The sequence below is a fragment of the Microbulbifer maximicatervae (SeqCode) genome (genome assembly GCF_052467505.1).
Window position 1 is genome coordinate 2,450,712 of sequence record NZ_CP174313.1, and the last position, 15,306, is coordinate 2,466,017.

Sequence of the window (15,306 nt, forward strand, 5' to 3'; positions counted from 1 at the left end):
ACCTTATTGCGGCTCGCAATTATTCTGCTAGCGGGATATACGGCCGCTCTGTTTATCGACAAACACCACATAAACCTGGCTTTTGGCCGACAGTCCTTTCACCCGATACACGGCTCGCCCCTGTTTCTTGGTCTCAGAAATGGCGAGAATTTTTCCACCAAAGCGTTGTTTTACGATTGAAGCAGCCCGATCCCTTGAGATTTCTCCCCCTTGAACACGAAGAAAGTGGGGTTGGAAACTCTCCCGCTCATAAGCGGGGTAGCTGTGTACCGTGGCACTGCAGAGCGCCGGCAAAAACACAGCGGTAAAAGCAATAAAGCCAAGTAAGGTACGATTCAGTTTCACGGTGCGGCTCCTGTGGATATCCAATTTTCCACCCTTTATAAACTCCCTGCCGCCCTCAACCGGGCTCAAAGAGCCGGTGAGACGTCGACATGGACCCGGATTCTATCGCCCGGATGATGGTCAGTGCGAGTCAAGTAAACTTGCCCATTATACCGATAGCGGACATCGTATCCGACTAATTCCCTTCTTGTAGAGTATTCATCTACAACATGGCAACGGGACTCTGTTGCATAGTGGACTGGAGCATTGGCACGGCTGATCTGGTTACCTACCAGGGCGCCCACCAAAGCCCCTGCGATTGTGGCGCCGCCACGATTGTGACTGCGATGATAACCGTAGCGTCCACGGTGGCCGTGATCGCCTAAGTTATTGCCGATTGCAGCACCTATAAGTCCCCCCACTACAGTACCTGCCGGGGAAGTCGGCTCGCGATAGGCAACCTGTTCATCGCGACACTGAGTCGTCGGTGTAACAACCTGAACATCGGTGTAGACGGGAGTAACCTCGGTAACTCGCGCATAATCATAGCCACCCGCAGCGTAGCCTCGGGGGCCCGCGCTGGCAGTAGAACTTAGACCCACCAGTGCCGCAACTGCCGCACCCGCGATTAGCTGTTTGTATAGTTGCACGATATATCTCCCGCTAGTCATCAACGGGAGCCAGATTACTTAAGATGATCTGAATAGACGCTGAATTACACTGTCGTACCAGCGTAGCAGCGAGGTAAAACGATAAGCCAGCCTCTCAGGATTGGAATTTGAATGGCAGGCCACTATTCAGGAGCCCCAGATGAACTATCAGTCTCCTCATCACCCTCTCGTCGGTCACTGGCCTCTCGATCACGCCTTGGCCGTGAATCCTGGTGCCTTCTCCCCCTTTCGTGCTCCCTTCTGGGCCTATCTCCTCTCGCCCGGTCGCCCCTTGGTCGGTCTTCTCTGTGCCGGTTTCCTCTAGGTCTATTCTCATCGGACCTATCCCTCCTAGGCCCATCTTCCCTGAGTCTATCCCCTTGCGCTCGCTCTCCCCGAGCCCTATCACCTCTGGGCCTTTGCGGTTCACTCTTATCGCCCCTAGCTTCCCGCCAGCGCTCGCGCACTTGCTCTCTCTGTTCGGGGGACATCTGCCGATATCTCTCACGAGCCTCACGGATACTCTCACGCCTGCCTTCCGGCAGGGCACGGTACTGTCGATAAGATTCCCGCAGCTGATTACGGCGTTCCTGGGGCAGAGACTGCCATTTTTCATAGCGCTGCCGAGCATTGTCGCGCTGCTCAGGGCTCATTGAGTTCCATCGACGCGCACCCCGCAACAACCTCTCCTGCTGGCTATCAGACATGTTGGGCCAGCGCTCTTCCATGCCCTGTAACAGCTTGCGATCACTATCACTTAGGCTTTTCCACTCCACCGACCACGCCATACCAGCCCAAAGCAGAGAGGCTGCCATCAAACAAGTTGCGACCAGGGTTTTAATCATGACTGTCCCCCAGCCATATATCTTTGCTTTTGGTGCCTTCTTGGGTTTGCCCGGGACCTTGAACCAACTCGGGATCTTCAGGGATAACGACATCACCTTGTTCATCGACCCACTCTTCCAGGAATAACAGGAATTCCTCCGGCAGAGGCTCAGCTTCCTCCGCCTCGGTAGTACCTGGAAATACGAGCGCACACATAGATATGATGAATAAAACACTACGAAGAGTGCCCATCCAGCTCCTCCGCCAACCACTGATAAAACTCCATATCCTCAATCATCTCGATATCCATATCTTCATCCAGCAGCCAATCACCACTCACTAGCAGCTCTGTACGACTTTCATTATTGATAACAGAACTGGGCCACCATAGAGCAAGAAATAGCACTGCGGCAGAAGCCGCTGTAACTGGAAGGTATGGATACAAGGTGTTGAGTGAAAAGTACCGTTTTTTATTATTTTGATCTTGCGCTGCGGAGCGGATTCGCCGCAACTCAGCCAGGGTTTCCGTATCGAGCGATCTCTCTCTACGTATAACAGCGGCACTGGCCGCTCCGAGTATACGCTTCTCGTTAGTCGATGAATTGTTTTCTAAATTACTCATTCCATCGCCTCCAAATGAACCCGCAGGCTGCGCAATGCTCGAGAGAGGTGAGTCTTCACACTTCCCTCGCTACAAGCCATAGCTCCTGCTGTCTCACTGACATTAAAGCCTTCAACGCAGCGCAACAAAAAAGCCTGCTGTTGGCGCAGAGGTAACTTTTCAATGGCGCGGTCAATGGCATCAATCGTACGTTCACCGATTAGGACACTATCCGGGCTGCGGCCGTTGGGGTCGGGAAATTCACTCAGATCCCATTCATCGCCTTCGCTATTAATAGGAAGTTTATCTTTCAACAGCTGCCAACGGGACAGGTTTTTCTTGCGACGATGCCAATCGGTTATGCGGTTATTAAGAATGGTAAAAAATAATGGGCGCCACTCCGCACTATCTCGGCAGCTATAGCTTTTGACGAGTGCAAGCATAGAGTCCTGAACGATATCCAGCGCATCATCACGGTCCCCTACAGCATATTTCGCCATAGTGAATGCCCGCTTTTCTACTGAAGCGAGAAACTGATCCATAAAAGCCGATTGAGGTCCCTTGACGAGGATGCAATCCTTCTACGGCTATTGCGGAGCCTCTAAATAATTCCGTGATATTTCTTTGGCTGTCAGGGCAGCTCACAGTCTAGGCGCGGCTTCACAGGAGTGTTTAAACCTTTTGAGAAGTCGCAGCACAGAGTATGAACCACTCTGAAATCCCCGTAGGACAGGCTTAGAAGGCCCCGGCTACTGCATAGCTCTTGCAAAGGACTAAGGCCTTTATCAGCAGGCTGCGCCTAGCGACTGCAGTCTTCCAAGACTATAGAAATATCACGGAATTATTCAGAGGCTCCTTAGTTTGCCGCAACCCACTAGATAATGCCTGCTACAACCAACAATCACTAATCGTTATTGTTGTCACGGGATCTACGATGGTGCTTTTTTGTCCGCTCGCCGCGTTCGTTCTTCCGATCGTATCTATTATCTATTCGCTCGCCTTTTTTATCGAGGCGCTCGTTTATTTTCTCACCTTTGTTATCCAGGCGCCTATCGATACGATCACCTTTTTTATCTAAATGTGCAGCTAATTTATCTCTCCCATTAGCGGCAGCCTGCTCAGACCGCTGGTCCAAGCGCTCATTAATACGATCACCTTTATCATCAAGGCGCTCTTCAATGCGATCCCCCTTTCTGTCGAGACGATTTTCGATACGGTCGCCGCGATCATGTCCAACATCCTCACTGCTTTCAGCTTGCAGCGAGAGGGGAAAACCAAGGCTAAGCGCCAGTACTGACAGTCCTATCAGTTTATTCATAAGTTGCTCCAGTTCCGTGAACAAAAAACTCAATGCGTTAACAGCACTGACTATAACGTCAGGCACTAGAGCTGGTTGACAGGACTCCTATGAAAAATCGGCAAAATCAGAAGACAAAAAAAATCGGTGCGCAAAGTACCGTTCTCTGCTCAACCCTCTACAACTTCCGGGCCGGGCACTTCATCACCGAGCCAGCGTTGTGTCAGGGTGCCAGCAGTCATAGCGCCGTTAACATTCAGCGCGGTTCGCGCCATATCAATCAGAGGTTCAACAGAAATCAGCAGAGCCGCGATAGTGACTGGCAACCCCATCGCCGGCAATACCACCAAGGCTGCAAAGGTAGCCCCACCACCAACGCCCGCTATACCGAAAGAACTGATCATTACAACCGCCACTAAAGTAGCAATCCATACCGGGTCCCATACATTGATCCCCATGGGGACTGCCACCATCACTGCCAACATGGCCGGATAAATGCCGGCGCAGCCGTTTTGCCCAATAGTCGCACCGAAAGATGCAGAGAAATTGGCAATTGCTGGAGACGTACGCAGCTGGTCCACCTGAGTCTCGACATTCAGGGGAATAGTTGCAGCACTGGAGCGGGAGCTAAAGGCAAAAACCAGCACCGGCCATACCTTGGTGAAATAGTGCAGCGGATTGATACCATTAATCAGTAGCAGCAGACCGTGCACCAGGAACATCAAACCAATAGCCGTAAAGGAGGCCAGAACAAAACTCAATAAGTTAAGAATATCTCCCATACTGGATTTAGCGATCAGGCCGGTAACCAAAGCCATCACGCCGTAAGGGGTAAAAGCCATCACTAGTCGCACCAGCTTCATAACCCAGACTTGAGCCACATGAACGAAGCGCTCAATCGCTGCGCCCTCTTCGGGAAATTCACGGCGAACCGCCAAGGCTGCCAACCCTAAAAGCACCGCGAATATAACCACCGCTATAACAGAAGTAGAGCGAGCCCCGGTCAGGTCCAGAAAAATATTGCGCGGCACAAAAGAAGTAATAATCTCAGGAATGGAAAGGTCTGTGACCTTGCCAATGCGCTCATTCAGTACTTCCACTCGCGCAGCTTCCCTGGAACCCTCAACCAATCCCGCAGCCGACAAACCAAATAGCTCGGCCATAGCCACGCCAATTAGAGCGGCCACCGCCGTTGTTCCCAATAGCACCCCCAGGACTGAAATACTGATTTTGCCCAGCGCCTGGGTATGGCTGACTTTAACTACCGCCACTAATATGGAAGTCAGCACCAGGGGCATCACGAGTAAATACAATAGGTTTACGTAACTGTCCCCTATCATCTCTACCCAAGGTATCACCTCTGCGGGTGCAGCCCCCCATCCGCGAGACAGTTGCAGGGTGCCTCCAAAGATAACCCCAAGAATCAGGCCAGCCAGCACTGCTGGTGCGAGGGAGTCACGGCCTCGCTGCCAGCGAAAAAGTCCGTATATAAAAACAATAAATAGAAGCAGGAAAGCAAATGAACTGATATGCATAAGGTCTGGGTCCCACCCGGAACAAAAGGGGAAAGTGGCGGCATGCTATCAGCGAACCGCCACAAGCCTATAGATGTGTTAGTTATAGTTTTATAAAGTTTGGGAGCTTCTAATAATCCACTGTTACCCCGCCGGCTTTTACCAACACTCCATTAGTACTCGCTATAGATTGAGAGCCGAAATGAAGTCGTCTCTATCCTGCGGCCCAACCAATGTTTTATGCCAGCGACCATCGGTACCAATAATGAACGTAGAAGGCAGCACCTCCGGCTTCTCCTGCCCCCAGCGCCCTTGCGGTTCGGCCACTAGAACGGGAAAAGTAATACCCAACTTATCCGCCTGTTTTTGTATTTCCGCAATCGGTAAATTGTCGAAGTTCACCCCAACAACAACGACATTGTTGTTACCGTCGGCCAGTTGGTTAAGGACCGGGATCTCCTCTCGACAGGGCTTACACCACTCTGCCCAATAGTTAACCAGCAAAACCTTACCCGATACATCCAACTCTTCCCCATCAATGGCTAGAAGCGATTTATCGTCTTTAGCGCAGGCGCTTATTCCGCATACCAACAAAAGAAAGGTGACCGCTGCTGCTCTTGCCATCTTTACTTTGACTATTTTCATCAGGCCCACTTTCTCCCCCGGTTTCAGAGTTTGTTTGCTTATCATCAGTCCCGCCGTCGTGGCCCAGCTCAAGGGGCTTATCTTCAGCTTCCTTTTGCTCGGCCTCCAGGAACAACTCTCCAACAGTGATACCTAATTGCTCCCGGGTTGACTCTCTGGCATTGGCAAAGCGTTGCTCTACCTCTCCATACCAGGGCAATCCATCCAGACTCGCAGGAATTCCACTGGGCATCCAATCCGAACTCAGCCAACCTGCCAATTCAACCAGGGACACCGTATTCAGGTCCCTCAGCAAAACATAATCATTGCGATCAGTCTGGGTCACCATACGATTAGCCTGAAGGATATTCCGCAACCTTCGCCACTGAACAAACTTGATTCCCATACGGGAAATATCTCGCTCCTTCAGAGGCCTCCCCTTCGCGCATTTCTTATACATCTGCCAGAGAACAATAAGGAGGGCAACCAGGTCAGAATGCTCCCGCTCCTGGGTCGCAGCTTGATAAACCGATAGTGTGCGCACCAACACACAGCCAGCCAATACCAGTATCCACATCAGATAAATCCAAAGCAGGAACAGGGGAACAACAGCGAATGCCCCATAGATTGCCTGGACCGAACTCCGCGCTACCAACAAGCCGAATAAGTACTTCATAACCTCGAAAACAATCGAGATTATGATCCCCCCCTCTATTCCGTGGCGCAACGGGACATAGCAATTGGGCACAGCTATGAACAGTAGGGTAAAAACTATGGAGCTGAAAACAAACGGCAGAATCCTGAATAACAACGAAGTTACCTCAAAAGAATCAGCTCCACCCAAGAAAAATTTTTGTGAAAAGACAAAAGTACTTGTCGCCAGTCCCGCCCCTAATAGGATTGGACCGAGACTCAATATCGCCCAGTACAAAAGAAAACTCGAAACGCCGCTGCGGCCTTTTTGGACGTCCCAGATAGAATTAAAGGTCCCCTCGATACCGCGAAGGGTCAAACCCGCAGTAATAATCAGCATCGCGATACCAACGCCAGTCAAACGCTGTGCCTGTTCGGAAAAACTGCTGATATATTTTTGGATCTCGCGCCCACTCTGAGGTAAAAAGTGGGTGAACAGTTGATCCTGTAACCTACTCTGCAAGCCGGCAAAGTCGGGAAACAGTGACAACATGGCGTAGCTGACCGTCACCAGGGGAACTATGCCAAACAGTGTCAGGTAGGTAAGAGCAGCCGCGCGTTGCCGACAATCCTTTTCATCAAACAGTTTCCACAGTGACGTCGCAAAGCGCAGCCAGTGGTTTCCCCAATCCTTTACGGTGCTTCTCATTGTGATCTCTCTATGCCTGGACATCTCGCCCAGGCCGCAGTATTACTGCCCCAAATAGCCAAGGAGCTCCCGAAAACCCCGCAGGACGTTGGGGGAATTATTCAGAAGCGCCTTAGAACTCCGCAACATTCTTCGGTTAGAATACGCCAAACAGTAACAGGATGCCGCCACAATGTGGACGATTTACCACAACCCCCGCTGCTCAAAATCCCGCCAAACCCTACAGCTATTGCAGGATAACGGTATTGAACCTGAGGTGGTTCTCTATCTACAAACTCCACCTTCTGCCGAGGATATTCAGCAGTTGCTGCACAAACTGGATATTGATGCACGACAGTTGTTGCGCACTGGTGAAGAGCCCTACAAGCAGTTAAATCTGAAAGACAAAGATCTGGCCGAATCCCAGTTAATTGACGCAATGGCTCAAAACCCTATTTTGATCCAACGCCCGATCGTTATAAAAGGCGACAAAGCAGTGATAGGGCGGCCCCCTGAAAATGTACTGGGGCTGATCTGATGGATCGGGACAACGAAGGCTATGTCCTCATCCTCTACTACAGCCGCACCGGCGCTACAGCGCGCATGGCCACCGAACTGGCTCGCGGCGTAGAGGCCAGTGGGATTACCGCTCGCCTGCGCACCGTGCCCGGCGTATCCCCAGACACTGAAGCCAGCGAGCCGCCGGTACCCACCGAAGGTGCCCCCTACTGTACAATCGAGGACCTGCGCAATTGCTCCGGTTTACTGATGGGCAGCCCCACCCGCTTTGGCAACATGGCCTCTCCGCTGCGCTATTTCCTTGACCAAACCAGTGATATTTGGCTCGATGGCAGCCTTACCGGTAAGCCGGCTGCGGTATTTACCGCCACTGGCAGTCTTCACGGTGGTCAGGAAACTACGCTGGTATCCATGATGCTGCCCCTGCTGCACCACGGCATGTTGATCGCCGGCATCCCATACTCCGAAGCCGCCTTAATGCGCACCCGCACTGGCGGCACACCCTATGGTGCCTCACACTGGTCCGGTGAACACGCCACATCGCTTTCCGATGACGAAGTAACCCTGTGCCGGGCACTGGGCAAGCGAGTCGGCAGCCTGGCACAGACGCTGGATAATTCGCATAACGGCGACAACTAGAGGATAAAGTGTGAACGATTCTGTACAGCGCAAGCTCAAGATAGCGCTGCGAATAAACTGGATTTGTTATATCGGCATGCTCGTACTGTTTGTCGTCTGGAATCTATTCCTCGAAGGCGGCTCATTGTTCCTGTGGTGCTTGCAGACCATACCACTGCTATTGGTACTACCTGGGTTACTCAAGCAGCACTATCGCAGCTATCTGTGGCTCTGTTTTATTCTTTTGCTGTATATCACTGCCAGTATTGTCGGTGTAACGATGCCTACACGCGGCTGGCAGGATGGCGTACTGGTAGTCCTTAGCCTTATCCTATTCTTTTCATCAATGATGAGCAGCCGCTGGCATCGCATGCAATAGCCACCGGCACTACTCACATTGCTTATGATTTTGTAACTGATAAATAGACAACGCTTGCCCCTCAGCGCACTAAGGAGTTTTGAGGTTTGACTGATTCATCCAATGAGAAAGGACTGTTCCGCAGCTTTTTTGGTGCCATTGGCGGCTCAATTACCTGGCTGAGGCGAGTGTTTACCAACCTGATATTCCTGTTAATACTGGTATTCCTGGGTATCGCAATTTTTGGCAAGGACGAACAGCTGGTAGTCCCACAAGGCGCGGCCCTTCGAGTGGCTCCGAGTGGATTTTTGGTAGATGAGCTCAGCCAGCCCAGCGGATTACCGATTTTCTTCGGCGGCTCCCAGGGGCCAGCAGAAATCAGGGTTAAGGATCTTGTCGACTCTATCGACAAAGCCGCACAGGACAAACGCATTTCCGCACTGGTGCTAGAGCTCGACAATATGGTCGGCGGCAGCCTCAGTAAGCTCGACGAGATTGGCGCAGCCCTGCAGCGCTTCAAGGCTGCCGACAAGCCCATTTATGCGGTGGGTGATAACTACACCCAGGCGCAGTATTTCCTCGCCAGCCACGCCGACAAGGTGTACCTGAATCCAATGGGTTCCGTGATGCTCACCGGCTTTGGCGTCTATCGAAATTACTATAAAAGCGCCCTTGAAAAGCTCAAAGTTAATTTCCACGTGTTCCGCGTTGGCGACTACAAGGATTTTATCGAACCCTATACTCGCGACGACATGTCTCCGGCTTCCCGTGAGAATAACCAGCGCTGGCTGCATGAACTCTGGAGTGAATACACCGAACAGGTGACCGGCCTTCGCAACCTGCCAACTGAAAGCATCGATCTATTTATCGACGAGCTACCCCAGAAACTGCAGCAGCATGAGGGCGACTGGGCACGTACTGCTCTGGCTAATAAACTGGTCGACCAACTCGCCAACCGCAACTTGGCTGTTCAAGAGCTACGCAAAACCATTGGTGAAGATGAGAACGATGAACGCAGTTATAAGGCCATCGATGCCCTCACCTATTTACGCAGCCAAAAGCTCAGCGAAGTCGCCGCCAAGAAAGAACCCAATAAGATTGCCTTAATCACGGCAAGCGGTTCTATTGTCGATGGCCGCGCTCCCGCCGGCAGGATCGGCAGCGAAAGCCTGGGTGAACTAATCGCACAGGCGCGCAAAAAAGAAGTTGATGCACTGGTTCTACGCATTGACAGTGGTGGCGGCTCCGCCTTCGCGTCAGAAGCAATTCGACAGGAGTTACTCGCCACCCGCGAAGCCGATATCCCTGTCGTTATCTCCATGGGCAGTCTGGCCGCATCTGGTGGCTACTGGATTGCTACCGGCGGCGATCGAATCTGGGCCTCTCCCGCAACCCTGACAGGCTCCATTGGCGTATTTGGCGCCTTCCCGACCTTTGAGGATTCCCTCGAGGCACTGGGTATTTATACCGATGGTGTGGGCACTTCAGACCTGGCCGGCAGCATGCGGTTGGATCGTGCCCTACCCGAGGCAGCCGCCAGTATCCTGCAACAGGGAGTGGATAATACCTACGCCAGGTTCCTGAGAATTGTGGCCGAGTCCCGTGGCAGCACTCCCAAGGAAGTGCACAAAATTGCCCAGGGCCAGGTCTGGACCGGGCGCGCGGCCAAAAACCTGGGGCTGGTAGACGATCTGGGCAATCTCAACGACGCCATTGCCGACGCCGCACAGCTTGCTGAGATCGAAGAATACGATGTAATAGAGATCCAGCGCGAGCTGACTCCCGGCGAAAGATTCCTGCGCGCCCTGAGCGATAATGTGGATGCACGTATCGCCGCCAGCCTTGAGGCAAACCTGCCACTCGGCGCCTGGTTAAACAGCTTACAACCGGTTTTGGCACCAATCGGCGAACTGCAGAGCTTCCGCGACCCGCGCGGACTCTACGTGCGCTGCCTGCCCTGCCTAGCCCCCTAAAAGACTTCATCGCCTCTACCCTGCGCCGGCTCAATGCCGGCGCGGACGCCCATAAAGCTCACGCAATTCATTTTTCGCGGCCTCCAGGATTCTGCGCCTGCGCGCAGGCAAATGATGACCCGCACGATTGATATAAAAAGTGAGCATAGACATGGCTGAACGGAAAGGCTCTGATTTGCGCTGCTGACTAGCCTCAGCTGCACTCTTCAGGGATTTGGCTATCGCTTTTGGATCATCCAGGCTAAATACACCGGCTTCAAGGTCCAGCGCATGGCTGTTTGTCGTGACTCTCTGTGACCATTTGGCACTTTTTACAGATACCAAACCCCACCTCCATAACCGCAGTTCCCTGTTAAATATATGGTGGCTCAACCGGATTTGGTCGTTGCGGGATTCCTATACCTCGCTATCGGAAATTTTAACCTGCCGTAGAGCCCCACTCAGGGCAACCAGTGCGAATGCCAATAAACTCAGAATTCCCGCCCACAATAGTGTCGTCAGAGGCGCTGCAACCTCGCTCAAAACACCCGCAGCCAGGGCTCCCAGCGCCGCAGAGCCAAATAGGGCAAATTGATAAATGGAGATAATGCGACTGCGATAATCCGCCGGCGCCAGCAATTGCACAATGCCTCGCCCCAACCCCGCGGAGGCTGCCGCAACCGCCCCCCAACACAGACACAACAGAATCAAGCCAAACTTTGTTGGCCCCAGGCTGATAGCAATCAAGAGTGCTGCGCTGTAAAGCAAGCACATCAAAATTCCCCGCCCTGGCTCCTGTCCCTGGCCCCGTCTCAACATAGTCACCGTCGCGATCACCGTGCCCGCTATAAATGCCAGCTGCAGGGTCGCGTAGTAACCGGCACCGCGACCGTAGTCCTCAGCCAGCAGCGGCAAGACCACCAGGAAAACCCCGATATGCACAAAGCCATTGAATGCCATCAATGCGGTCAGCTCCCGCAAAACCGGGTGTTTCCATGCCTGACTGAGACCATCAAGAATCAGGGTATGGGGTCGCTTCTCTGGTGCCTTTTGACGCTCTTGAGGCTGGCGCAAGGAGAAAAGTAATAATGAAGCCACTAGCACAACGGCAATCTGTACACCCAGTAAGTGCTGCAAGCCCCACTGGTCAAATCGACTCGCTAATAGCATACCCACCGCCTGGCCGCCGTACTGCGCCAACATCATCCAGGTTACGGTTTTTTGCACGCCTCGCTCAGTGGCCTGCCCCTTGCGGTTGCGGGCACTGCGCTGCACCAAGTTATCCCGTGCCGGCTGTAAAAAAGCGCTGCACACCCCCAGGCAAATTCCGTAAACCATCAAGGTGGATAAATTCAGGACATGGAAGGTGAAATACAACAACAATGCGGTATGACAAAGCGCCAGGCCCAAGCAGGCCAGAGCCGACACCAGAGCCGGGTCTCGCCTATCCGCCAAAGCGCCGCCAAACAGCAGGAATACCAGGTTTGGCAGCAATACTGATGCCTGAATCCACCCCAATTGCAGGGCCGGAAGATCCACGATCATCAGCGCAATCCAGGGCAGCAATATCACCTGCAACCCGGTTGCCAGGGAGGTGCCGCTATAGCCCAACAGAAACCTTTGCAATTGGGTTGGCATTCTAGATACGAAATAACTCAATGATTAATAACCTGCCAACTCACGCTTGTGCGGCGTCATATTTGCCGAGTGCCGCAACCAGAAATACCAGCTTGATAGCTTCCGAAGTGTTCTTAGCCCAGAGCCATCACCACCATAGGCGGCAGACTCAAAAGCCTCTGTCACTGCTGCGGCATAACCAGACATCTCCGGTTTTTCCTCGGCAATCCGGCGGGCATAGGATCCTGCAGTCTCACCGGAATGCCGCTGGACCCCATTGCGGGCCATGCGCCGGCAAAAGCGCTGGTAGAGCTTCTCCGCAGGCGCCAACTTGGGTCCTCCTGCGGAGCGGGCCGCCCATAAACTGATCCCCAACAAAAGCACAAGAATCGGCGCCCCCAGTAATAGGGCGATACGCATTGGAGACAGATCACCAAATAGCCGCTGTAACAAATTCTGCTGTCGATCGGCATCAAAGCTCACCACGGTTTGATACCAACGGTAGTTGATCATATCCCACTGTAAGCGCAACTGGCTGAGAATACCGATACGGTGCAAGAGAAATAGGGAGTCCTGCATAAACTCTTCACCCGCCGCACTCTCCAGACCGTCGCGCACCCGCTCCGGAGCTACTGCCGCTGTGGGGTCTACACGCTGCCAGCCTTGGCCGTCGAGCCAAATTTCTGCCCAGGCATGGGCGTCGTACTCTCGCACCAATAAGTACTCTTCTCCACTGACCCACTCACCGCCCTGGTAACCAGCCACTACTCGCGCCGGTATCCCCGCTGCGCGCATAGCAAACACATAACTACCGGCAAAGTGCTCGCAGAAGCCCTGCTGGCTATCGAAAAGAAACTCATCAATAGTATCGCCGCCCAGTGCTGGAGGCTTCAGGGTATAAGTGAAAGCACTGTGGAAGTGCGACAGCAGCTGGGAGGAAACCGCCTCAGCACTGAGCCCCTGATCTCGTAGGGAAGCCATCCACTGACGAGTACGGCTATTGCCGAAACTGGGAAGTTGCAAATTCCTGCGCCGCTCCGCATTGCTGAGAGTAGCACTGAGCGACAGGGTTTCTCTCGGCCAGGAACTTACCTGGTAAGAAAAGCGGTTGAGAACCGGGGTCCGTTTTACCAGGCGATCATCAGTTGTCTCTCCCACACCCGCGCTCTCTGAAGCCGGTTTTGCCATAGCGAATAGCCAAGGGCTGCGGCTCGCTTCCTGGATAACCTGGTAGCGATAACGGGGACCCACTTGCGGAAGCACCTGCTCACCACTTCTCCAATACACTCGCCCGCCATTTCGAGGGTCAACACCATAGCCCTGGCGCCAGGTACGCCCATCAAATTCCGAGTACACCAAGCCCCTCCAGTAGCGCTGCTCTGGCGGGGGCACTGGTCCATCAAAGGAGATACGCAAGGTCGGCTTGCTGGATTTGGAAAGCTCAGTAAAGTCTCCCGGGGCCATCGAATCACTGACACCGGTACGCCCAGCGGAGGTATTCTGCGGCACAGACCAAAGGGGCCCCAGCCTAGGCATCACCAAAAACAACAACACCATTAACGGCGTGGCCTGTGCCACCAACCGCAGGGATAATCCCAGAGCCCGGCGCGGGCGCGCACTAAAGTGTCCCAGCTGCGCCGCCAGGGCTGCAGTAATTACCAACACACTCAGTAAACCGTAAAGTGCATAGGGAATGGTCTGCTCTTGCACAAACAGAGTGGCGGCTACGAAGTAGGCCAGCAGTAGACTGACAAAGGCATCCCTGCGGCTGACCAGTTCGAGATTTTTCAGGGTGAATGACAGCGCCAAGAGTGCAATCATCGGCTCCAAAGCAAACAAGCGCCGATAGGACAGAGCCAGTCCCGCCACCGTCAATAGAATCACTGTCAGTTTAAGAGCGCGGCCGGGTAAATCCCTGCGCCCGCGAAAGACTTCCAGGCGCCAATAAACCGCAAAGGCCCAGGCAAAAACCACCCACAGTGGCAGCATTGTGAATTGCGGCAAAAGGGCGACAAACTGGGCAGCAAAAATCCACAGCAAACTTTCCCTGGGCAATAAATCCTTATTCGCAATCATCACTGGCCTCGCCCGGGGTACAGGGCCAATGCCTGCAAGACCTGCTGCTGATGCTCGGAACCGAGCGAAGGCTCTATTGAAATGCCAGGCAGGCACAAACCATATGCAATGCCTTGCTTTTCCGCTTGTAGGGTCCAGTCACAGAGATTGCTCAGGCGCATCTCTATATCCCTACCATCGAGTAAACCCCAGTCGAGCCACAAGCGCGTGTCAGTTTTGCGCTCATAGTCCTTGCTGTAAAGATCGCGTCCGGCCGCGTATTGCTTCCAGGCTACATGGCGTAACGAGTCACCCGCTTGATAGGGTTTTAGCGCGGCAAAATCATCTCCCCCCCGCTTCACCTCACCAAACTCCCCCTCGGCAACAGTCTCTCCTAGCGGTAAAGGGCCCGCAGAAATTGGACGGGGGTAAACCAAAAATTCAACATCCAGGTCAATGCGGCTCCAGCAGCGAAATAACCCGAGAGGGAAACGACTTTCAACCCTCAACCGAGGTGCCTGCACTCGCCCACGTTTTACTACCGGCATAGAGATACAAATATCCGCACTTTTCTGCTCGCACAAATCCACGCGACTGCCCTGCTCCGGTGGCCAACTCAGCTCGAGCCATTCCCGCTCCCGCTTGCCCTCACAACTGACATTAATTTCCGCCTCGGCAAAATCACCAGCAAAAGCTGCTCGGGTATCCACAAGGCGCAAGTGCACGCCACTTAAATTGGCAAAGGTGTGTAGTGGCAACACCGCTAAAATGCTGACCAACAAAAATGTCAGAGCGAAAACCAGATTGTTTTCATAATTGGTGCCCAGCAACCACAATAATGCCACCACTATTAGGAAACCTAAGCCTGCGCGCGTGGGCAGGATAAATAATCGGCTGTGGTTCAAGGTAATCGCTCGGGCCCGCGGTGCCCGGCGACTAAGCCAGCGCTGCATAAGGTTGCGCCAATATTCCACCAGCAGGTGTATCGGATTGCGGGAAGGGTTCCGACGTTGGGGGTGACTTACATTCAT

At 53.2% G+C, this 15,306-nt stretch carries 18 protein-coding genes; 4 read left to right on the plus strand and 14 right to left on the minus strand.

The features are described 5' to 3' along the window. Positions 1-27 precede the first annotated feature (27 nt). From ACJJIN_RS10795 to ACJJIN_RS10840, 10 genes are all read right to left on the minus strand, one after another. Entirely contained in the window at positions 28-345 is a 318-nt protein-coding gene (locus ACJJIN_RS10795) for a PepSY domain-containing protein (protein WP_282931896.1), read from the minus strand. A gap of 65 nt (positions 346-410) precedes the next feature. Continuing rightward, positions 411-974 (minus strand): glycine zipper 2TM domain-containing protein, encoded by a 564-nt coding sequence (locus tag ACJJIN_RS10800; RefSeq protein WP_413664972.1) that lies wholly within the window; start codon positions 972-974, stop codon positions 411-413. A 143-nt stretch (positions 975-1,117) separates the two neighbouring features. After that, entirely contained in the window at positions 1,118-1,819 is a 702-nt protein-coding gene (locus ACJJIN_RS10805) for a DUF3106 domain-containing protein (protein WP_444898059.1), read from the minus strand. After that, positions 1,812-2,051: a hypothetical protein gene (locus ACJJIN_RS10810; protein WP_444898060.1), complete on the minus strand. Its 240-nt coding sequence runs from the start codon at positions 2,049-2,051 to the stop codon at positions 1,812-1,814. Before ACJJIN_RS10810 ends, ACJJIN_RS10805 begins: the two co-directional genes overlap by 8 nt. Then, positions 2,035-2,421, minus strand: coding sequence for a hypothetical protein (locus tag ACJJIN_RS10815; RefSeq protein ID WP_413664969.1), 387 nt, complete (start codon positions 2,419-2,421; stop codon positions 2,035-2,037). The genes ACJJIN_RS10810 and ACJJIN_RS10815 overlap by 17 nt, the downstream gene beginning before the upstream one ends. After that, entirely contained in the window at positions 2,418-2,942 is a 525-nt protein-coding gene (locus ACJJIN_RS10820) for an RNA polymerase sigma factor (protein ID WP_444898061.1), read from the minus strand. Before ACJJIN_RS10820 ends, ACJJIN_RS10815 begins: the two co-directional genes overlap by 4 nt. A 362-nt stretch (positions 2,943-3,304) precedes the next feature. Next, the gene (locus ACJJIN_RS10825) at positions 3,305-3,718 is read right to left on the minus strand and encodes a hypothetical protein (RefSeq protein WP_444898062.1); all 414 of its coding nucleotides are present in this window, start codon (positions 3,716-3,718) and stop codon (positions 3,305-3,307) included. A 149-nt stretch (positions 3,719-3,867) separates the two neighbouring features. After that, positions 3,868-5,232: an L-cystine transporter gene (locus tag ACJJIN_RS10830; RefSeq protein WP_413664966.1), complete on the minus strand. Its 1,365-nt coding sequence runs from the start codon at positions 5,230-5,232 to the stop codon at positions 3,868-3,870. 162 nt (positions 5,233-5,394) lie between these two features. Continuing rightward, positions 5,395-5,856 (minus strand): TlpA family protein disulfide reductase, encoded by a 462-nt coding sequence (locus tag ACJJIN_RS10835; protein WP_444894511.1) that lies wholly within the window; start codon positions 5,854-5,856, stop codon positions 5,395-5,397. Then, positions 5,774-7,177, minus strand: coding sequence for a YihY family inner membrane protein (locus ACJJIN_RS10840; protein ID WP_444898063.1), 1,404 nt, complete (start codon positions 7,175-7,177; stop codon positions 5,774-5,776). Before ACJJIN_RS10840 ends, ACJJIN_RS10835 begins: the two co-directional genes overlap by 83 nt. 172 nt (positions 7,178-7,349) lie before the next feature. Here ACJJIN_RS10840 and arsC point away from each other — a divergent pair, with 172 nt between their 5' ends. The 4 genes from arsC (at position 7,350) to sppA (ending at position 10,624) form a co-directional block, all read left to right on the plus strand. Beyond that, positions 7,350-7,694 carry an arsenate reductase (glutaredoxin) gene (gene arsC / locus ACJJIN_RS10845; protein ID WP_282931887.1) on the plus strand — a complete coding sequence of 115 codons (345 nt, stop codon included), beginning with the start codon at positions 7,350-7,352 and terminating at the stop codon, positions 7,692-7,694. After that, on the plus strand, positions 7,694-8,314 hold the full coding sequence (gene wrbA, locus ACJJIN_RS10850; RefSeq protein ID WP_444898064.1) for an NAD(P)H:quinone oxidoreductase: 621 nt from the start codon (positions 7,694-7,696) through the stop codon (positions 8,312-8,314). The genes arsC and wrbA overlap by 1 nt, the downstream gene beginning before the upstream one ends. 10 nt (positions 8,315-8,324) lie before the next feature. Next, positions 8,325-8,672 carry a DUF2069 domain-containing protein gene (locus ACJJIN_RS10855; RefSeq protein WP_444898065.1) on the plus strand — a complete coding sequence of 116 codons (348 nt, stop codon included), beginning with the start codon at positions 8,325-8,327 and terminating at the stop codon, positions 8,670-8,672. Positions 8,673-8,758: 86 nt separating this feature from the next. Beyond that, the gene (gene sppA / locus ACJJIN_RS10860) at positions 8,759-10,624 is read left to right on the plus strand and encodes a signal peptide peptidase SppA (RefSeq protein WP_444898066.1); all 1,866 of its coding nucleotides are present in this window, start codon (positions 8,759-8,761) and stop codon (positions 10,622-10,624) included. A gap of 30 nt (positions 10,625-10,654) precedes the next feature. Here sppA and ACJJIN_RS10865 read toward each other — a convergent pair whose 3' ends face one another. From ACJJIN_RS10865 to ACJJIN_RS10880, 4 genes are all read right to left on the minus strand, one after another. Continuing rightward, complete coding sequence (locus ACJJIN_RS10865) at positions 10,655-10,948, minus strand: DUF3175 domain-containing protein (protein ID WP_413664960.1); 294 nt, start codon at positions 10,946-10,948, stop codon at positions 10,655-10,657. A 72-nt stretch (positions 10,949-11,020) separates the two neighbouring features. Next, positions 11,021-12,241, minus strand: coding sequence for an MFS transporter (locus ACJJIN_RS10870; protein WP_444898067.1), 1,221 nt, complete (start codon positions 12,239-12,241; stop codon positions 11,021-11,023). A gap of 24 nt (positions 12,242-12,265) precedes the next feature. Continuing rightward, entirely contained in the window at positions 12,266-14,296 is a 2,031-nt protein-coding gene (locus ACJJIN_RS10875) for a transglutaminase TgpA family protein (RefSeq protein WP_444898246.1), read from the minus strand. Continuing rightward, positions 14,296-15,306 (minus strand): DUF58 domain-containing protein, encoded by a 1,011-nt coding sequence (locus ACJJIN_RS10880; protein ID WP_444898068.1) that lies wholly within the window; start codon positions 15,304-15,306, stop codon positions 14,296-14,298. Before ACJJIN_RS10880 ends, ACJJIN_RS10875 begins: the two co-directional genes overlap by 1 nt.